This is a genomic window from Gibbsiella quercinecans, assembly GCF_002291425.1.
Taxonomy (GTDB): Bacteria; Pseudomonadota; Gammaproteobacteria; order Enterobacterales; family Enterobacteriaceae; genus Gibbsiella; species Gibbsiella quercinecans.
In genome coordinates this window covers 1,472,195-1,489,261 of record NZ_CP014136.1, presented here as the reverse complement: position 1 = coordinate 1,489,261, position 17,067 = coordinate 1,472,195, and the positions used below count along the sequence as shown (strand labels likewise).

The 17,067-nt window shown below is 56.2% G+C and carries 19 protein-coding genes; 12 read left to right on the top strand and 7 right to left on the bottom strand.

The window, feature by feature from the left end:
- Nucleotides 1-99 precede the first annotated feature (99 nt).
- Nucleotides 100-1,200, top strand: a complete 1,101-nt coding sequence (locus ACN28Q_RS06885; RefSeq protein WP_095848942.1) for a DUF1615 domain-containing protein — start codon at nucleotides 100-102, stop codon at nucleotides 1,198-1,200.
- Nucleotides 1,201-1,204: 4 nt separating this feature from the next.
- Here ACN28Q_RS06885 and ACN28Q_RS06880 read toward each other — a convergent pair whose 3' ends face one another.
- Nucleotides 1,205-1,924, bottom strand: coding sequence for a DUF554 domain-containing protein (locus ACN28Q_RS06880; protein ID WP_095845665.1), 720 nt, complete (start codon nucleotides 1,922-1,924; stop codon nucleotides 1,205-1,207).
- Nucleotides 1,925-2,523: 599 nt separating this feature from the next.
- On the opposite strand from ACN28Q_RS06880, the gene pagP reads away from it, so the two are divergent.
- The 3 genes from pagP to ACN28Q_RS06865 all read left to right on the top strand — a co-directional run bounded on the left by pagP (nucleotide 2,524) and on the right by ACN28Q_RS06865 (nucleotide 4,178).
- Nucleotides 2,524-3,117 (top strand): lipid IV(A) palmitoyltransferase PagP, encoded by a 594-nt coding sequence (pagP, locus tag ACN28Q_RS06875; RefSeq protein ID WP_183096718.1) that lies wholly within the window; start codon nucleotides 2,524-2,526, stop codon nucleotides 3,115-3,117.
- Between the two features lie 204 nt (nucleotides 3,118-3,321).
- On the top strand, nucleotides 3,322-3,810 hold the full coding sequence (locus ACN28Q_RS06870; protein ID WP_095845663.1) for a YjjA family protein: 489 nt from the start codon (nucleotides 3,322-3,324) through the stop codon (nucleotides 3,808-3,810).
- Between the two features lie 59 nt (nucleotides 3,811-3,869).
- On the top strand, nucleotides 3,870-4,178 hold the full coding sequence (locus tag ACN28Q_RS06865) for a putative hemolysin (protein ID WP_095845662.1): 309 nt from the start codon (nucleotides 3,870-3,872) through the stop codon (nucleotides 4,176-4,178).
- Nucleotides 4,179-4,184: 6 nt separating this feature from the next.
- Here ACN28Q_RS06865 and ACN28Q_RS06860 read toward each other — a convergent pair whose 3' ends face one another.
- On the bottom strand, nucleotides 4,185-4,796 hold the full coding sequence (locus ACN28Q_RS06860; protein WP_095845661.1) for a hypothetical protein: 612 nt from the start codon (nucleotides 4,794-4,796) through the stop codon (nucleotides 4,185-4,187).
- Nucleotides 4,797-5,071: 275 nt separating this feature from the next.
- On the opposite strand from ACN28Q_RS06860, the gene ACN28Q_RS06855 reads away from it, so the two are divergent.
- On the top strand, nucleotides 5,072-5,335 hold the full coding sequence (locus ACN28Q_RS06855) for a hypothetical protein (protein WP_095845660.1): 264 nt from the start codon (nucleotides 5,072-5,074) through the stop codon (nucleotides 5,333-5,335).
- Between the two features lie 183 nt (nucleotides 5,336-5,518).
- Here the strand turns inward: ACN28Q_RS06855 and ACN28Q_RS06850 are convergent, their stop codons facing one another.
- Both ACN28Q_RS06850 and ACN28Q_RS06845 read right to left on the bottom strand, forming a co-directional pair.
- Nucleotides 5,519-6,199, bottom strand: a complete 681-nt coding sequence (locus tag ACN28Q_RS06850) for a DUF2076 domain-containing protein (RefSeq protein ID WP_095845659.1) — start codon at nucleotides 6,197-6,199, stop codon at nucleotides 5,519-5,521.
- Nucleotides 6,200-6,322: 123 nt separating this feature from the next.
- Nucleotides 6,323-7,108 carry a helix-turn-helix transcriptional regulator gene (locus ACN28Q_RS06845; RefSeq protein WP_095845658.1) on the bottom strand — a complete coding sequence of 262 codons (786 nt, stop codon included), beginning with the start codon at nucleotides 7,106-7,108 and terminating at the stop codon, nucleotides 6,323-6,325.
- 99 nt (nucleotides 7,109-7,207) lie between these two features.
- Here ACN28Q_RS06845 and ACN28Q_RS06840 point away from each other — a divergent pair, with 99 nt between their 5' ends.
- From ACN28Q_RS06840 to ACN28Q_RS06830, 3 genes are all read left to right on the top strand, one after another.
- Complete coding sequence (locus ACN28Q_RS06840; protein ID WP_095845657.1) at nucleotides 7,208-7,978, top strand: class I SAM-dependent methyltransferase; 771 nt, start codon at nucleotides 7,208-7,210, stop codon at nucleotides 7,976-7,978.
- Between the two features lie 282 nt (nucleotides 7,979-8,260).
- Complete coding sequence (locus tag ACN28Q_RS06835; protein WP_095845656.1) at nucleotides 8,261-8,542, top strand: YdgH/BhsA/McbA-like domain containing protein; 282 nt, start codon at nucleotides 8,261-8,263, stop codon at nucleotides 8,540-8,542.
- Between the two features lie 364 nt (nucleotides 8,543-8,906).
- A complete protein-coding gene (locus ACN28Q_RS06830) occupies nucleotides 8,907-9,473 on the top strand; it encodes a class I SAM-dependent methyltransferase (RefSeq protein ID WP_095845655.1) in 567 nt (188 codons plus the stop codon).
- Here ACN28Q_RS06830 and ACN28Q_RS06825 read toward each other — a convergent pair.
- Complete coding sequence (locus ACN28Q_RS06825; protein ID WP_095845654.1) at nucleotides 9,460-9,921, bottom strand: GNAT family N-acetyltransferase; 462 nt, start codon at nucleotides 9,919-9,921, stop codon at nucleotides 9,460-9,462. The two genes, ACN28Q_RS06830 and ACN28Q_RS06825, sit on opposite strands and share 14 nt — an antisense overlap.
- Before the next feature lie 149 nt (nucleotides 9,922-10,070).
- Between ACN28Q_RS06825 and ACN28Q_RS06820 the strand changes: the two genes are divergently transcribed.
- From ACN28Q_RS06820 to ppnP, 4 genes are all read left to right on the top strand, one after another.
- Nucleotides 10,071-11,186, top strand: a complete 1,116-nt coding sequence (locus tag ACN28Q_RS06820) for an ABC transporter substrate-binding protein (protein WP_095845653.1) — start codon at nucleotides 10,071-10,073, stop codon at nucleotides 11,184-11,186.
- Complete coding sequence (locus ACN28Q_RS06815; protein WP_095845652.1) at nucleotides 11,179-13,296, top strand: TonB-dependent siderophore receptor; 2,118 nt, start codon at nucleotides 11,179-11,181, stop codon at nucleotides 13,294-13,296. The genes ACN28Q_RS06820 and ACN28Q_RS06815 overlap by 8 nt, the downstream gene beginning before the upstream one ends.
- Before the next feature lie 213 nt (nucleotides 13,297-13,509).
- Complete coding sequence (gene aroL, locus ACN28Q_RS06810) at nucleotides 13,510-14,034, top strand: shikimate kinase AroL (protein ID WP_095845651.1); 525 nt, start codon at nucleotides 13,510-13,512, stop codon at nucleotides 14,032-14,034.
- Nucleotides 14,035-14,568: 534 nt separating this feature from the next.
- The gene (gene ppnP, locus ACN28Q_RS06805; protein ID WP_095845650.1) at nucleotides 14,569-14,859 is read left to right on the top strand and encodes a pyrimidine/purine nucleoside phosphorylase; all 291 of its coding nucleotides are present in this window, start codon (nucleotides 14,569-14,571) and stop codon (nucleotides 14,857-14,859) included.
- Nucleotides 14,860-14,922: 63 nt separating this feature from the next.
- Here ppnP and rdgC read toward each other — a convergent pair whose 3' ends face one another.
- Both rdgC and licT read right to left on the bottom strand, forming a co-directional pair.
- Nucleotides 14,923-15,834: a recombination-associated protein RdgC gene (rdgC, locus tag ACN28Q_RS06800; protein WP_095845649.1), complete on the bottom strand. Its 912-nt coding sequence runs from the start codon at nucleotides 15,832-15,834 to the stop codon at nucleotides 14,923-14,925.
- 178 nt (nucleotides 15,835-16,012) lie between these two features.
- Complete coding sequence (gene licT / locus ACN28Q_RS06795; RefSeq protein ID WP_095845648.1) at nucleotides 16,013-16,870, bottom strand: BglG family transcription antiterminator LicT; 858 nt, start codon at nucleotides 16,868-16,870, stop codon at nucleotides 16,013-16,015.
- Nucleotides 16,871-17,067 lie beyond the last annotated feature (197 nt).

The following is a 17,067-nucleotide window of genomic DNA, read 5'->3' as shown; positions in this document are numbered from 1 at the left end:
TAACATGGCCGGCAGGCGTTTTTCCGCCGTGTGGGCTGGATCATAATGCCCGGCTGGGATAACGTCACCGCAGTCTATTCGATGATCTTCAGGGAAAAAATGCCAAATTACCGTATTTTTGCGCCGCGTGGCTGCGTGCTGGCTGCGTTGCTGGCGCTGGCCGGCTGTACCAGCAAAGCACCCGAGGCGCCGGCGCCGCGCCCGGCGGACGTTAAAGCGCAATTGGGCCGGCTGCTGCCGGCAAATGCCAGCGATCGCCAGGGCTGGGCCACTGACATTACCGCCGCCTTTGTGGCGCAGGGCATCCCCGCCAGCAATGAGAACCTGTGCGCGGTATTGGCCGTTACCGAGCAGGAGTCCACCTTCCGGGCTAACCCGCAGGTGCCGGGGCTGGCGAAAATCGCCTGGCAAGAGATCGATCGCCGCGCCGGCCAAATGCATATTCCGCCGTTTTTGGTGCACACCGCGTTGTTGATCACATCGCCAAACGGCAAAAGCTACAGCGAACGTTTGGACAAAGTGCGTAGCGAAAAAGAACTGAGTGAGATCTTTGATGATTTCATCGATATGGTGCCGATGGGGCAGAAGCTGTTTGGCCGCCTGAACCCGGTGCGCACCGGCGGGCCGATGCAGGTCAGCATTGCGTTCGCCGAGGCGCACGCCAAAGGCTACCCCTACGCCATCGACGGCTCGATTCGCCGTGAAGTGTTCAGCCGCCGTGGCGGCATGTATTTCGGCATCATGCACTTGCTTGGTTACCCGGCTGATTACAGCCAGCCGATTTATCGCTTTGCCGATTTCAATGCCGGTTGGTACGCCAGCCGCAATGCCGCGTTCCAAAGCGCGGTCAGCCGCCTGAGTGGCATTCCGCTGGCGTTGGATGGCGATGTGATCAATTACGGCACGGACAAGCCCGGTTCAACCGAACTGGCGGTGCGCTCGTTGGGCAAGCGCCTGGCGATGAGTGATTCGGCGATCCGTCGTGCGTTGGAAAAGGGTAACGAGCAGGCGTTTGAAGACACTACGCTCTACCAGCGGGTTTATGCACAGGCAGATAAGGCCGCGGGTAAAACGCTGCCGCGGGCGATACTGCCGGGCATTTCGCTGGAAAGCCCGAAAATCACCCGTAAACTGACCACCGCCTGGTTTGCCAAGCGGGTGGACGAGCGCTACCAGCGCTGCCTGGCCAGGGCGCAGTAGCCGGCTAGAAGAAGGCTGACCACAGCGATGAAATAGGCATCGCCAGCACCAGCGCCGGCAGCATGTTCGCCACCGGGAACAATTTGATGCCGCAGATGCGTAGCCCGGTCGCCAGCATCATCAGCCCGCCAACGGCAGAGAAATCCGCCTGCATGGCGGTGGTAGTGAGCGGCAGGATAAACACCGCGCCGAATGCCAGTAGCAGTTGGATCGCCATTTGGGGAATGGCGATCAGCGCCACGGCGATCCCCAGCGAGGCGGCGAAAATGGTGGCGGTGAACAGATCGAGAAACGATTTGGCGATCAGCACGCTGGCATCGCCGGTCATGCCTTCGTGCATCGATCCGAAAATGCCGGTGCCGCTGGCGCAAAACAGCACCACAATGGCGACGAACGCGTCCAAAAACTCCTGTTGGCCGCCGGCCGGCGCTGAGCGCGCGGATGAACGCGGGGCGATAAGCCCGCGCGCCCAACCGGCAAGGCGGCCAATGCCGCGCTCAATGTAGCAAAGCTCGCCAATCAGGGCGCCAAGCACCAGCGACAACACCATCACCGGCATGTGCGCCACTTTGACAATCAGCACCACGCCCATGCCCATTGAGGCAATGCCGAATGTTAAAGGCAACGCCAGGCGCACCCGCTCCGGCAGTTTGTTGCTTAGTACGGCGCCGGCGATGCCGCCCAGCAAAATTGCCGCCGCATTGATAAATGGCCCAACAACCATAATTCCCGTCTCCCAAAATTAAAATATTGCCCCTGCCATACGCCTGCGCGTTGCAGCCGCCACTATACACAAAATCATTCAAGGTGCATCGAGGCGGCAAGTGAGGAAATCCCCGGGAGCATAGATAACTCTGTGACCGGGGTTGCTGAACGCAGCCAACAAAGCGGCAGCTTGAAGGGTGACGTGTATATATCTGCCGGCATTAAAATTACCCGCCTGCTGGTGGTGCGCTAAACTTTTGTCATAAACGCGTTGGTTTTGCCCGTTACCCTACAAATTATTTCGAGTATAGGTTTTTTCTGATAGAGCGCGGTACCGGATATGGGCAGAATCGCTGACACCCGAGATATTGCACATGCCGCTAGGTGAAGCCATACCTAATATCACACGCTGTCAGCCGTCTGGGATCGAGTAACCACCCGCATGCCTGCAACGTGCAGTATGACGGGGATAGGCCGTTGATATTCATGCCTCTGGCGATAACGAAACTTAATAGACCGTCAACAAGTGATAAAAGTCGCTGGATAAAGAAAATACAGTTCTTGATATTCTCCATACGATCGGTAAGAATCCCCGGCCTTAATTTATGCAGGAGTTCTATGATGTTTTTTAAACGGACACTTTTGGCTTGCTCCCTGGCGTTGATATTTCCTGCACTGCCTTCTTATGCCGAGGTTAGTGCAGAAAATGGCAATGTGCAGCAGACGGAGAATCCGGGGTTGTGGCAACGCTTCAAAAGCAATGTGGCGGAAACCTGGAACAACTCGCCGAATCATGACGTATACCTGCCGGCGATTACCTGGCATAACCGTTGGACTTACGATCAGGAAAAGATCGACAAGTACAATGAGCGGCCGTGGGGCGCAGGCTATGGTATTTCGCGTTTCGATCAGGACGGTGATTGGCACGGTATTTATATCATGGCATTCAAGGATTCCTTCAATAAATGGGAACCGATTGGCGGCTATGCCTATGAGAAAATCTGGCGCCCGCTGGATGATAAAGATTTCCGGCTGGGGTTAGGTTTTACCACCAGCGTTACCGCACGCCATAACTGGGACTATATTCCGATCCCGGCGCCGCTGCCGTTGGCTTCTATCGGCTATAAGCGGTTGACCTTTCAGGCCACGTATATTCCTGGCACATACAATAACGGCAACGTATTCTTCGCGTGGCTGCGCTGGCAGTTTTAACCCTGCAAGGGCCGGTAACGCGGCCCCCTGCGATATCGCCCGATATTTTCTTCCTCTATTCCTAAAATACTGCGTTGGCCAAGATAAAAGGAACTTGTCGGCGTGGTGGGCATCAATATAGCGCTTAATAGGATTATTTGGCTTTTAACGTATAACGCTGATTTTTGGCTGTTATCATGAAGAAAAAACAGGAGTTTTCGCATTATGAGCAACAAATATCGTGTATTGCTGGCGCTGGCATTGAGCGCAACCATGGCCTGCGGTGCCGCCCAGGCGGCTGGCCTGATGGATTCCCTCAGCAGTGCGGCGGGTGAGTTGAGCAAATCGGGGAGCAGCGATAGCGGCAGTACCTCTCTGTCTTCATTAACCGGCCTGCTGAACGGCGGCAATAACGCATTGAGTTCTGGCAGCATGACCAACGCCGCCGGCGTTCTGCAATATTGTGTGAAGAACAACGTGCTGTCGCAAAGCGGCACCGAAACGGTGAAAGACAAACTGTTGGGTAAGCTGGGCATCAGCAGCAGCGAAAACGCCAATAGCCAGGATTACCAGCAAGGGCTGGGCGGCCTGTTGCAGACCCGCGAAGGCAAGAGTGTGGATCTCAACAGCCTGGGCAGTTCGCAACTGACAGAGAAAGTGAAACAAAAAGCCTGCGATCTGGTGTTGCAGCAGGGCAAAGCTTTTATTTCCTGATCATAGACGGCGCGGCCGCCGCGCCGGTAATTCAGACGCTGTTAGCCAAGGTGGGCAACATGAATAAAACGTTGGTTCCTTCCCGCATTTCCCCTGCGCGGCGCACGATTGCCGCCTACTGCCTGCCGCTGTTGGCGGCCGTTACATTGCTGCCTGGGTGCAGCCGTGCGCCAAACCGCGAAGCACCGCCGCCGCCGCGGGCGACGATCGGTATGGCGAACCCCGCAGACGTTTATTGTACGCAAATTGGCGGTACGCTCTCCGCCAAAAAAAATGACCAAGGGCAGTACAGTATCTGCACGCTGCCAAACGGTGAGTCACTCGACAGCTGGGCGCTGTTCCGCCGCGATCACCCGGTGCAAAAATAGCCGCAGTTAAAACCCGCCGTTGCCGATCGGGTGGAACGGTATTCCCTCCGCCGCCGCCAGTTGCAGGGAAAGCCGCTGTTGCGGCGTTTTATCCAGGGTAACGGGCGGGGACTGGAAAAAACAGCCGCTGTTGATATCTTTGATTTTCACCACATATTCCTGCGCCGGCGTGATTTTTATATTGAAGCGCCCGCTGGCGGGAATGAAAACCTCGGCCGATTGCTGCGGCGCGTTCTGGGGCTCGAGTTTCACCACCACGGGGAAGTTGTTGTGTTGATTATCCAACGTCAACGGCTGTGCATTGGCGCCGCCCTGGCGCGTTGGCAGGTGCAGGTAGCCGGGGGCGCTCGGCCAGGGTTGGCCGTTGTTATCATGCAGCGGCCCGTCGCAGTGTTCACGCGCCTCGCGGTGCGGTAACTCACGCGTGATGGCGTAATGGCGTAATGGCGCGGCGGCCAGTTCGTCGCTGGGCTGGGGCGCGCGAAGATAGTGCTTGATGCCGAACAGCGCGGCCGCCAGCAGCATAAAGAAAATAAAAATCGTCAGGCGATTTTTGAAGATCCCTCCAGCCAACCTGCCGGGCAATTGGAACAGCCATTTTACGATTTCTACCAGCATCGTTTTTCCTTCGCGCTTAAGTCGTTACGTCTGGGGTAACGTTATTTCACCAGTATAGCCAACATCTTTATTTGCAACGTTTTTTCTGCCGGCGGCATTACCGCGCCCGCCAGTGTTGGTTGGCGTTGCTATCACCGCCTATCACCCTGCATAGGCAACTGAATGAAATACCGGGGGAAAAGCGCGATATTTACGCATCTTTACCTTCAGAGTGATTGAAATATCAACAGTCCGGCCCAATATAATAGCCTGTTCAGCCAAAACAAGGAGCATGTATGGGCATCAGTGAAGAAGAGTCTATCCGCCGGCTTAGCAACGAAAAGAACGCGGTGGGGAATATGGCAAAATGGGTGGCGATTGTCTCTGCGGCTTATTTTATTTTGATGGTGTTTTACGGCCATCCGGTTGACGTTTTGGCGATGTCCGGCACGGTGTTTGTGGTTTCAGCCGTCACTTGGCTGCGCAAACGGCGGAAGGTGAAAATCTATCGGCAGGCGCTGGCGAAAATCGACGATGCGGAGACCGCACAGCAGCCCTGATCGCTACCACCCGCCAATTATCGGCATTTTGCCAGCATTTTGCGCCGGCCGGGCAGCGTTATTGCTGTTTGTTGGCCTTGTGTGAGTTTTCGCGTTGATAGATGCCGGCGGCAAAGCCAATACCCTGCGCGCCGAACACCCTTGATTATCCTCTCTGGCCTCTGTTGGGCTACACCCCTCACATCAAAGAAATGAACCGTCGTCATCGTTGAAGTCGCTATCGAAGCCGTTATCGGTCAAATCATTGTCGTTTGAATAATCCGCCTGCTGGAACCCCGCATCGCCATTATTGAACGTATCCAGATTGTTGGCGGCATCAAACTGCTGCATCGCGCTGTTATCAGCCGGCGTTTCATTGATGATGTTAACGATTTCTTCCGGTTGGGTATGGTGGAACATGCCGGTTAGCATATCGGCCAGCACCACGCCGCCCGCCACGCCCGCCGCGGTTTGTAACGCGCCGCCAAGGAAACCCGCTGCCCGGGAAGGCGCGGCCTGCGGCTGGCTGTATTGTGGGTTGCCCCAGGCCGCGTTATTTTGCTGGGTTGGCTGCGGCGCCTGGGGCGTGCGGTTGCCGCCGCCGAACAGCCCGGCCAGAAAGCCGCCGCTGCCCTGTTGGCCGGCATTATTTTGCTGCAGTTGGGCTACCTGGTTTTCCAGCTCTTTCACCCGTTGATCCATCTGCTTCAGCGCCGCTTCCTGAATGATCAGCGCCTGCGCCATATAATACGGGGCGGCCGGCTGCGCGTGGATGTACTGGCTAATTTGCTGTTCAGCCTGGCGATCCCGCGGGCCTGTTTTTTGCTCTGTGTCTTTCAGGCGGCTAAACAGACCATCGATAAGGCGTTGTTCTTCCGTTTGCATAAGTTAACCTCGCGAAGATGCAAATCACGTGATGAAAATCATCATGGATAACGTCCACCCTAGCGCGTTCATGCGGCGTGATAAATCGCCGGTAGGTAAAGCTATTTGTGAATTTGTTACCAGTTACGGCAGCGGGATTAACATCACTAGCTTCAACCCGCTGTTTTCCGCCGGGTGGAAGGTCATCTGCCGAAAGCGCAACCGGCCTTGCCGGGCGTGAATAAATTCCCGTTCGCCGCCTTCGCGCGCCATCACATCGTGCTGTTGCCACCAGTGATTAAAGGCTTCGCTGTTCTGCGTCATGTGGCGCACAAATGCGCGCATCTCTTCAGTGCCTTGATGGTGGCTGGTTTCGGCGCGAAACTCGGCCACGATGCGTTTGGCGCGCTCATCCCAACTGCTCACCAGGGTTTTTGCCAACGGATGGAAAAACATAAAGTGCAGCAGGTTCGGCGTATCGGCCCGATCGAGCCAGCCGCAGAACAGCTGCTCGGCCTGCGCGTTCCAGGCCACAATATTCCAGGTGTTGCCCAGCAGGTAACTGGGCACGGCGATCTGCTGCACGCTTTGCAGCAGCGCGTCGTTGGTGGTTTCCTGCTGCTGTTCCTGCGCCGGATCGGCTATGCGCGCCAGGGTAAACAGATAGTGGCGCTCGGCCGGCCCCAGGCGCAGCGCTTGCGCAATACGCGCCAGGGTGTCTGGGGAGATGGAGACGTCGCGCCCTTGTTCAATCCAGGTGTACCAGGTGGCGCTGATACCGCTGATTTGCGCCAGCTCTTCGCGGCGCAGCCCGCTGGTACGGCGCCGGGGCGCGCTGGGCAGGCCGAGCATCTCCGGCGTAATACGTTCACGGTGCGCGCGCAAAAACGCGCCCAGGGCCTTGGGGCCGGATAAAGCGTCTGTTGGCATAAGGGTAGTACCTATTCATACTAGGATAACTGGTTATATTGTACCCGTATAATCCCCCGATTATAGTGTTTACACACCATTAAAACAGGGGAAGCAAACATGAGCACCAGTAACAGCCATAAAAACGCGGTCGATCGCCAGTTCGGTGAACAGGCCGGCGCCTATCTGACCAGCGCGGTGCATGCGCAGGGTAAAGATCTGCAACGGCTGGCTGCGCTGCTGGCGGCCGAAGCGGGCGCGCGCGTGCTTGATCTGGGCTGTGGCGCCGGGCATGCCAGTTTCACCGCCGCGGCCAGTGCGGCACAGGTAGTGGCATACGATCTGTCTGCGCAGATGCTGGAGGTGGTGCGCCAGGCCGCGGCAGAAAAAGGGCTGGGCAACATTGTGCAGCAGCAGGGCGTTGCTGAATCCCTGCCGTTCGACGATGCTAGCTTTGATATTGTGATCAGCCGTTACTCGGCCCACCACTGGCATGATGTCGGCCAGGCGCTGCGTGAAGTGAAACGCGTGCTGAAGCCGGGCGGCAAAGTGGTGTTGATGGACGTGGTCTCGCCGGGGCACCCGTTGCTGGATGTTTACCTGCAAACGGTTGAGGTGCTGCGCGATACCTCGCACGTGCGTGATTACGCGCCAGGTGAATGGTTGAGCATGTTCACTGAAGCCGGGCTTACCATCAGCGGCGTGACGGCAGACCGTTTGTTGCTGGAATTTAGCAGTTGGGTGGCGAGGATGCGCACGCCGGAGCACTTCGTGACGGCGATCCGTGCGCTGCAGCAGGGGGCTTCGCAAGAGGTGATGAACCATTTCGCTATCCAACCGGACGGTTCATTTTCCACGGACATCATGATGATTACCGCCAGTAAGGGGTAAGCGCCAACGGGCAGCCATAGCGGCTGCCCGCTGCTATGCTATGAATATCCAGGGAAAAGAATCTGTTTTCCCATTGGTGAGTAATCTTTGCCAGCGAATGTTACCCGTTGAATAATGATATTATTTCGCCTGCGGTTTTATCCCGATGGTAGGTTTGACGCATTTTCTCCTTATTTCTCTCACAATAATTGATGTTCTTTACATCGAATTACGTCGGTTTTCATTGGCTGGTTAATAATTAATATCACTGACGTTCAGTCAGCCAGAAAATAGGAGACAATGATGAAATTATTACCTACCATCGCCGCCGTTGTGATCGCGACAGCCTCTTTCTCCAGCCTCGCGGCGTCTTTATCGCCAAAGCAGGTCGATAGCGAACAGGCGCTTAACCTGCAAAGTATCGGGGTCGTTTCTGTTTCCGGCATCACCGGTTCTACAGATGATGCAATCCATGTGCTGAAAGAAAAAGCAGCGCAAGACGGCGCTTCCTATTATCGCGTCATTGGGGTGGATACCCCGGGGGATTCAAGTAATTGGCGCGGCAATGCGGAAATTTATCGTTAATAAATCAGGAAAGGTATTTCCCATGCTATTAACAACCCGCCATAATATATACCCAAAATAATTCGAGTTGCAGGAAGGCGGCAACGCCGCGAATCTCCAGGAGCTTACTTCAGTAAGTGACTGGGGTGAGCGAGGAAAGCCAACACACCTGCAACTTGAAGTATGAAGGGTATAAACGGTTGTGAATAATACCCAGCACGGCTAACGTTAGACAGCCCGCGGGTTATTATTGCAGCCGTTTTTTTCTGTCTCAAATATGCCTGTTGCATTTTATTACAACTGTTTGGGCCGCTTTCGGATTTATTTTAATGAAACGCTAAGAATTTCGGCTCAGATTAGAGGCTTCCAATCAGAGGAGGCTCGAATGTTAAATGCGACGCGGCTGCAGTTGAAGAACCATTTTTCCTATATCCAGCAGTTTATGGCAGCACCTCGCACCGTTGGCACCCTAATGCCTTCCTCCCCCTGGCTTTGTCAGGCGATGCTCAATCAAGTGGAATGGACCCGCGCCTTGTCGATTGCCGAGCTGGGCGCCGCCGATGGGGTATTGACCAAGCGTATTCTGGCCCGTATGCGTGCGGATGCGGTGTTGGACGCCTACGAAATCCAACCCGGCTTTGTGCGCCAACTGCGCCAGATTGACGAGCGTCGCCTGCGGGTGATGGCGCATTCCGCCGAGCAATTGAGCCAGGACTATGACGTGATTTTCTCTTGCCTGCCGCTGTTGTCGATGCCGGTAAAGGTCAGCATGCGTATTTTGCAGCAGGCGCAGGCCAGGCTACATGCGCGGGCGGGGGTGTTGGTGCTATTCCAATACAGTCCGCTGTCTGAAAAGTTGCTGTCGCGTTATTTTTATTGGAAAAAGCTGCGCGTGGTGCGCAACTTCCCGCCGGCGCTGGTGTACGTATGCACCCCGATTAAAGGCGTTTGACCATGATCACGACGTTGCCGCCAGGTTGTGTGCGGCGTTCGATCGCCTGCCAGCCCCAACGGGCATAGAGCATTTCTGCTGAATCCGTTTTCAGGTATAACGCCGGGTAATGCCGTTGCCGTGCCAGGCGTTCGATAGCCTGCGTCAGGCGTTGTGCAATGCCTTGCCGCCGATAGTCCGGGTGGACAAATAGCCCTGTCAGCCAGGGTGAAAGCGGCATACGGTGGTGATCGTCACTGGGCCACAGGCTGGCCATCGCCAGTGGGGTAGGGCCGGCCACCATCAGCAGCGTGGCATGATCGGCGCTTTGCCGCGCGCACAGCCGAAAGCGCTGGCGTGCCTGTTCCAGCGTACCACCGTGTTGTGAGCCCCATTGTTCAAACGCCCAGGCGGCGCAAACGTCAATAAACTGGGGAACGTCGGCCAGAGGCACAATGCGTTGCGGCATCTTTTTCTCCCGTTTTCCCGCTATTTCTCCCGCTTTATCACCGTATATTGCGTTTTTTTAACTTTCTAAATCGGTTTAAGATTGCCGCTTATTGAAAGCGTTAATATGAATGATTATTATGCGCAAAATTTTTCTTATTGATATAAATCATGCGAAATCCCCTCATTTTATGCCTCTTTTCCCTGCTATTCGCTGTAATCAACGTACAGGCGAAAACCGTTACCGATATCCTGGGCCGCCAGGTCAATGTGCCGGACAATCCGCAGCGTATTGTGTTGGGGGAAAGCCGCATGCTGTATACGCTGGCGCTGCTGGAGCCGGGGAACCCGGCGCAGCGGGTCATCGGCTGGCCGGGAGATCTGGCGCGTTATGATGCGCAAAGCTGGCAGCTTTACACCGAAAAATTCCCTGCAATTAAACAGATCCCATTAATTAGCCCGGGCAACCTGCGCCAGATTAATGCAGAAAGCCTGCTGCAACTGCGCCCCGATCTGGTCATTTTGCCGCGCTTTGCACGCGAAGAAGGCGACAGCGACATGCTGCTCAAAGGGCTGATGCGCGCCAATATCCCAGTGATTTACGTCGATCTGCGGGTAGATCTGCTGCACAACACGGTGCCCAGCGTGCGCCTGCTGGGCGAGGTGCTCAACCGGCAGCAGCGAGCAGAGCAGTTTGTCGCGTTCTATCAGCAGCATATGGCGGTGATCCAGCAGCGGCTGGCCGGCTATCAGGGCAGCAAGCCCACGGTGTTGCTGCACCTGCACCTGGGGCGGCGCGAGACGTGCTGCACCACGGCTGCCCACGGCAACCTGGGCGATCTGGTGGCCTTTGCCGGCGGTGATAATATCGCCAATGCCAGCATTAAAGGGGTTTATGGCGAGCTGAACCCAGAAACCATCCTGGCCGCCAACCCACAAATTTATATTGGTACCGGCATGGCCGGGCCACAGGGTAAACGCTATTCCAGCCTGCTACTGGGGCCGCAGGTAACACAGCAGGAGGCGGATGAAAGCTTCCACCAACTGATGCAAAACCAGCCCTTGCTTGCCAACCTGCGCGCCGTGAAGGACCACAAAGCCTGGAGTATCTGGCACAACTTTTATCTCAGCCCCTACCACGTGGTGGCGGTAGAGATGTTTGCCAAAGCCTTCTACCCGGCGCTGTTTGCCGATATTGAGCCGGAGCAAACCTTCAAGCAGCTCTACCAACAATTTTTACCATTGCCTTTTTCTGGGACTTATTGGAGTCAGTTAACAAATGAATAATGATAAGCGCCGTCTATGGTGCGTAATACCTCTGGCTGTCTGTGTTTCGGCGCCGGCGAGCGGCGAGGAGCAAAAGACAGAGGAAAAGCTGGTGGTTACGGCCCAGAAAGACGGGGCAGGGGCACAACGTTACCAGCCGATCACCAGCGTAACCGGCACCCGCAGTGAAACCCGTTTGCTGAACGTTCCGCAGGCGATTGACGTGGTGCCGCAGCAGGTGATTGCCGATCAGGCGGTAAGCAATCTGGATGAGGCGTTGTATAACGTCAGCGGGATTACCCAGGGCAATACCCTGGGCGGAACGCAGGACGCGGTAATGAAGCGCGGCTTTGGCGATAACCGCGACGGCTCGATCCTGCGCGATGGTATCCGTTCGGTGCAGGCGCGCAACTTCACGCCGACCACCGAGCGTGTAGAAGTGCTGAAAGGGCCGGCTTCCATGCTGTATGGCATGGGTGAACCCGGCGGTATGATCAACATGATCACCAAAAAGCCGCAGTTGCAGCAGCATACCCATGTGGAAGGCTGGGGCAGTAGCTTTAACGGCGGTGGCGGCCAGGTGGACGTCACAGGCCCGATCGGTACCTCCGGTTTTGCTTACAGGATGATCGTCGATCATGACGAAACCGATTACTGGCGTAACTTTGGCCGCAACCGCCAAACCGTGATCGCGCCATCGCTGATGTGGTATGGCGAGACCACCACGGTGCGCCTGGCCTATGAGCACATGGAATACCTGACGCCGTTCGATCGCGGCACCATTATTGATTCGCGCACCGGCAAACCGGTCAATACGCCGCGCGATCGCCGTTTTGACGAGAGCTACAACGCCACGCGCGGCGATCAGGACAGCGTGACGCTGCAGGTCGACCAAACGCTTAACGAAAGTTGGAAAACCTCATTAACCTATTCCTATAACCGCAACGCCTATAGCGATAATCAGGCGCGAGCAACCGCGCTCAACCCGACCACTGGGGTACTGACTCGCCAAGCGGATTCGACGGCCCACGCCGTGAGCCGCGCGCATGCCGCGCAGCTGACCCTGAACGGCGATGTGGATTGGGGGAGCGTTAACCACCAGATGCTGTTCGGCTTTGATTTTGAAGACAACCGCACCTTCCGCGGCGATATGATCCGTGGTACCCGTGACACCAACTTCAATATCTATAACCCGGTGTACGGTCTGATGCCGGCTTCCACTGCGGTGAGCGCCGCGGACAGCGATCAGCGTGAGAACCTGACCAGCTATGGTTGGTTTATGCAGGACTCAATCCAACTGAATGAAAAATGGTTGGTGATTGGCGGCCTGCGCTACGACTCCTTTGACGTGTACGCCGGCAAAGGGCGGCCGTTCGTCGTGGGCGCCGACAGCTCTGACAGTAAGCTGGTGCCGCGCGCTGGCGTGGTGTACAAGCTGACGCCGAACGTTTCGCTCTACAGCAGCTACACCGAATCGTTTAAGCCGAACTCGTCGATTGCCACACAGATCGGCGCGCTGCCGCCGGAGCAGGGCAAAGCCTGGGAGGTGGGCAGCAAGGTTGAACTGCCTAACGGCGTGACCGGTACGCTGGCGTTATTCGATATCACCAAGCGCAACGTGATGGTCAGTGAGCTGGTGGGCGGCGAGACGGTTACCCGCACCGCCGGGCGCGTGCGTTCACAGGGCGTGGAGTTGGATGTTGCCGGCAATATTACCGATTCTCTTAGCGTTATCGGTACTTATGCCTATACCGATGCGCGCGTTGTGGACGATCCGGACAACAAGGGCAAGGAAATGACCAACGTGGCGCGCCATACCGCTTCACTGTTCCTGACCCAAAACCTGGGATCGCTCGGTCTGTACAGCGGCGATGAACTGCGCGTGGGCGCGGGCGCGCGTTACGTCGGCCGCCGGCCGGGGGATGCGGCGAACAGTTTCTATCTGGACAACTACACCGTCGCCGATGCGTTTGCGGCATATACCATGCCGGTTAACGGTTATCGGGTGAAATGGCAGTTGAACGTGAAAAACCTGTTCGATAAAACCTATTATCCGTCCAGCGGCAACAACCTGCGTGTGGCCATCGGCGAGCCGCGTGAAGTGGTGCTGCGCGCCAGCGTCGATTTCTAACCCCACCGGCGGCGCGCTTTGCCGCCGTGCTCACGGGCCGTGCGCTGTTCAGCGCCTGCCGGCCCGCGAGCCCTGGCATTTACGCCGTTGTAAAGATTGAAATACAGGCGGATGACGGTATGATGCAGCAACCATATCATCAAGTGAACCGTGCACTGGTTAAGCAGTGTACAGGCTTGTGCTCAAGCCATCGTAATCAAGGGACAACCCGTCATGACACAACCCATTTTCATGGTAGGCGCTCGCGGAGCCGGTAAAACGACCGTGGGGCGCGCACTGGCGCAGACGCTGGGCTATCATTTTGTCGACACCGATCTGTTTATGCAGCAGACTGCGCAGATGAGTGTGATGGAAATGGTTGAGAAAGAAGGGTGGCCGGGCTTTCGTCAGCGTGAAACCCTCGCGTTGCAGGCGGTTACCCAACCGCGCACCGTTATCGCCACCGGCGGCGGCGTGATTCTGGCGGAAGAAAACCGCCGCTTTATGCAGCAGCAGGGCATCGTGATCTATCTTTGCTCGCCTGCCGGAGTATTGGCCCAACGGCTGCAGGTTTCCCCGCAAGATGCGCAGCGCCCAACGCTGACCGGCCGGCCGATTGCAGAAGAAATGCGTGATGTGCTGGCTGCGCGTGAAGCGCTGTATCAGGAAGCCGCCCACCACGTGCTGGACGGCACTACCCACCCGGCGCAGGTGGTGGAGCAGATCCTGGCCGTGCTACAGCGCGAGACGGTAAAGTAACTTCCCTGGCCGCCTCGGCCAACCCACGGTATTTTTCTCTATTGAACCGGCCCCGCGCCGGTTCGCCTGCTTGCGCCTGCGGTGGGTGGCGCGTAAAGTAAGCAACAGCGTGACAGTTCTTGCATCAATCAGGTTGTTCAACGGGCCAGCGGGCCTGACGGGTAAATCGACTATGAAAGCGCTCCAGCGGTTTTTTCACCAGCATGCCAAAGCCTTACCGGCCTTTTGGGCGCTGTTGATTATCCTGTTTGAGGCATCAATCGCGCTCTACATTCTGCGTAATTTATAGTTCTCTTCAACGGTGGTTGATCGCTAATCCTCGGTTTAACGTGCAATAAAATTTTCTTCTCCCAGGCCGCCGTGGGATGACTTCATAGATTTTCCCCAACGCTGCCGCAATACCTGCCTGAACGCCGCGGTTTCAGTAGCATTTTCCGCTACGGCCTGCCGCTATTTTCGCGTGAAAAACCAGTGACAGGGCGCGCTCAATCCCCCAATATGGCCTTTCCACAAAGATAATTAGCGGGACGCGTTATGCTGAATGTAAATGAGTATTTTGGCGGGAAAGTGAAGTCGATTGGTTTTGACAGCGATAGCATTGGCCTGGCAAGCGTTGGGGTGATGGCCAAAGGGGAATACACTTTTGGCACCGGCAAGCCGGAAGAGATGACGGTCGTCAGCGGCGCGTTGAATGTGCTGCTGCCGGGCGCCACCGAGTGGCAAGAGTTTAACCCCGGCGAATCCTTCCGGGTGCCGGGCAACAGTGAATTCAATTTGCAGGTGGCCGAAGCCACCTCGTATCTGTGCCGTTACCTGAGTGAGTAAGCCCGAAAGGTTCCGGTAACTGCCGCAACGTGGGCTGGCAAGCCGCCGGCCCACGTTGGCAGGTTAGCGCTGGGCCTCGCCGCCCAGGGCTTCAATCAGGTTCTGGATCAGCGCAGCCAGTTCGCTGGTCATCAAAATAAAGTCGGCGTCAAAGCGTTGGGCGAAATCATCGCGGTCAATATCATCGTTTTGATCGCGCAGCGTATCGGCAAACTTCAGGCGCTTAATCGAACCGTCGTCGGCAATCACCACTTGGATCCGCTCCTGCCAGTCAACCGCCAGCTTGGTCACCAGCTTGCCGGCCTCAATATGCACCGCAATTTCGTCGCTGATCAGGTTTTGCTTTTTGCAGCGGATCACGCCACCTTCTTCCAGTATCGCCTTCAGCTCGGCTTCGTCCTGAATGATAAAACCGGCCGGCAGCTCGCCGGAACGCACCCATTCGGTTAGCGTCAGTTCGATCGGGCTTTCCATGGTCAGCGGCACCACCGGCAATGAACCCAGGCTCTTGCGCAGCAGCGCCAGCGTGTCCTCGGCGCGTTTGGCGCTGGCGGCGTCGACCATGATCAGATTGTTGACGGTGTCGATCCACATAAAGGTTTGGTTGAAACGGCTGAAGGCCCGCGGCAGCAGGCTATGCAGCACTTCATCTTTCAGCGAGTCTTTCTCGGTTTTCTTCAGTTTGCGATGCTGCTCGCCTTCCAGCTTGTCGATCTTGGCCTGCAGTTCCTGCTTGATGACCGGTGAGGGCAGGATTTTCTCTTCCTTGCGGGCGCAGATCACAATCTGGCCGTTGACCGAGTGGGTCAGCGCGTCGCTGTGGGAGCCCATCGGGGAGACCCAGCCAGTTTTCGCCATATCCTGGCTACCGCACGGCGTGAACGAAAATGCGCTGAGCTGTTTTTCCATTTCATCCGCGTTCAGCGCCACGTCGCTGCTCAAACGGTAAACCATCAAATTCTTAAACCACAGCATATTGTTATCCCAGGCTGGGCGTGCATTTTACACGCTGATTCATCAAAAGCAGGGCGGCATGATAACCAATCAGCCGTGAAAAATCGCCCTCTTCCCACGCAATTCCCTCTCCGTCGGGTTCAGCGGCGGGATGGGCGCCGGGGCGTGTGGTGATGCGCAAGCGGCCACCGGCCGCCGCTTAGTCGGTGTCGAGGGAGGGCGTTTCGCTTTCGCTGCGCACCCGCTCGATATGGATCGTCAGGAACAGCATTTCTTCGGTAGTGAGCTGATGCTGGTAGTGTTTCTCTATGTGTTGGTTGATTTTGCCGGCGCAGGCGAACGAGGTGCGATATTTCTCTTTCACCATCTGGTAGAGCGAATCATCGGCGTTGTCGACGTAGTTTTTCCCCAGCAGGCGTTGGGCGAAGAACTTCAGGTGGGTAACGAAGCGGTGGTAGCTTAACGCTTCTTCGTTGTAATCAAATTGGAAATGGTATTTGACGATGTTGAGGATTTCCTGCATCACGCGGGTGATGTGCAAGGTGTTTTGCATTTCGTCGTTCAACTGGGCATTGACCAGGTGCAACGCGATAAACCCCGCCTCATCTTCAGGCAGCGTGGCGCCAAGCCGCTGGGCAATCAGCGCCAGCGCCTCCCGCCCGATCGCGAACTCATTAGGGTAAAGCTTTTTGATATCCCATAGCAGCGCGTTGCGGATGTTAACCCCTTGTTCATGGCGCTGCAGCGCGGAATGAATGTGATCGGTCAGAGTGATATAAGCAATGTTGTGCAGCTTGCCCGGCAGGCGCTCGCGGGCGAGGGTAATGATTTTATCCGCGGTAGTGACGCAGGCTAAAGGGATCTCCGCCAGCAATTGTTTGAAATGTTCGCTCACTTCCCCCTGGTTCAGGGTGAAGACTTTTTCAATCAGGCTCTCATCTACGCTGTCGCCGACTTTCTTTTTAAAGCCGATGCCGCAGCCCATTACTACTGTTTCTTCCGTATGCGCATCAAGCGTAATCACCACGTTATTATTAAGTATTTTAGCGATCTTCATGGCTTTTCCCGGCGTTGTTGCTCGCTGAAAACAAAAAAACCTGACGCCCAGGTATAGCCCCGGATGTCAGGTTTTGCCTGCGCCCCCACATTCTTCTTCGCTACGCAGGCATGCTGTCTTTCTGCTAATGCGCGTGATGTGGGGGATTTACACAGTGACAATCCTGTAACCGCTCTATGATAACGGTTCTCAGTAGC

What these genes read in the sequence shown, in the direction of transcription:
- ACN28Q_RS06820 (WP_095845653.1), top strand. Translation starts at nt 10,071, where the DNA reads ATGCGAAATCCCCTCATTTTATGCCTCTTTTCCCTGCTATTCGCTGTA.
- ACN28Q_RS06850 (WP_095845659.1), bottom strand. Translation starts at nt 6,199, where the DNA reads ATGCAAACGGAAGAACAACGCCTTATCGATGGTCTGTTTAGCCGCCTG.
- ppnP (WP_095845650.1), top strand. Translation starts at nt 14,569, where the DNA reads ATGCTGAATGTAAATGAGTATTTTGGCGGGAAAGTGAAGTCGATTGGT.
- rdgC (WP_095845649.1), bottom strand. Translation starts at nt 15,834, where the DNA reads ATGCTGTGGTTTAAGAATTTGATGGTTTACCGTTTGAGCAGCGACGTG.
- ACN28Q_RS06815 (WP_095845652.1), top strand. Translation starts at nt 11,179, where the DNA reads ATGAATAATGATAAGCGCCGTCTATGGTGCGTAATACCTCTGGCTGTC.
- ACN28Q_RS06845 (WP_095845658.1), bottom strand. Translation starts at nt 7,108, where the DNA reads ATGCCAACAGACGCTTTATCCGGCCCCAAGGCCCTGGGCGCGTTTTTG.
- licT (WP_095845648.1), bottom strand. Translation starts at nt 16,870, where the DNA reads ATGAAGATCGCTAAAATACTTAATAATAACGTGGTGATTACGCTTGAT.
- ACN28Q_RS06855 (WP_095845660.1), top strand. Translation starts at nt 5,072, where the DNA reads ATGGGCATCAGTGAAGAAGAGTCTATCCGCCGGCTTAGCAACGAAAAG.
- ACN28Q_RS06885 (WP_095848942.1), top strand. Translation starts at nt 100, where the DNA reads ATGCCAAATTACCGTATTTTTGCGCCGCGTGGCTGCGTGCTGGCTGCG.
- ACN28Q_RS06825 (WP_095845654.1), bottom strand. Translation starts at nt 9,921, where the DNA reads ATGCCGCAACGCATTGTGCCTCTGGCCGACGTTCCCCAGTTTATTGAC.
- ACN28Q_RS06840 (WP_095845657.1), top strand. Translation starts at nt 7,208, where the DNA reads ATGAGCACCAGTAACAGCCATAAAAACGCGGTCGATCGCCAGTTCGGT.
- ACN28Q_RS06835 (WP_095845656.1), top strand. Translation starts at nt 8,261, where the DNA reads ATGAAATTATTACCTACCATCGCCGCCGTTGTGATCGCGACAGCCTCT.
- ACN28Q_RS06830 (WP_095845655.1), top strand. Translation starts at nt 8,907, where the DNA reads ATGTTAAATGCGACGCGGCTGCAGTTGAAGAACCATTTTTCCTATATC.
- ACN28Q_RS06880 (WP_095845665.1), bottom strand. Translation starts at nt 1,924, where the DNA reads ATGGTTGTTGGGCCATTTATCAATGCGGCGGCAATTTTGCTGGGCGGC.
- ACN28Q_RS06860 (WP_095845661.1), bottom strand. Translation starts at nt 4,796, where the DNA reads ATGCTGGTAGAAATCGTAAAATGGCTGTTCCAATTGCCCGGCAGGTTG.
- pagP (WP_183096718.1), top strand. Translation starts at nt 2,524, where the DNA reads ATGATGTTTTTTAAACGGACACTTTTGGCTTGCTCCCTGGCGTTGATA.
- ACN28Q_RS06870 (WP_095845663.1), top strand. Translation starts at nt 3,322, where the DNA reads ATGAGCAACAAATATCGTGTATTGCTGGCGCTGGCATTGAGCGCAACC.
- ACN28Q_RS06865 (WP_095845662.1), top strand. Translation starts at nt 3,870, where the DNA reads ATGAATAAAACGTTGGTTCCTTCCCGCATTTCCCCTGCGCGGCGCACG.
- aroL (WP_095845651.1), top strand. Translation starts at nt 13,510, where the DNA reads ATGACACAACCCATTTTCATGGTAGGCGCTCGCGGAGCCGGTAAAACG.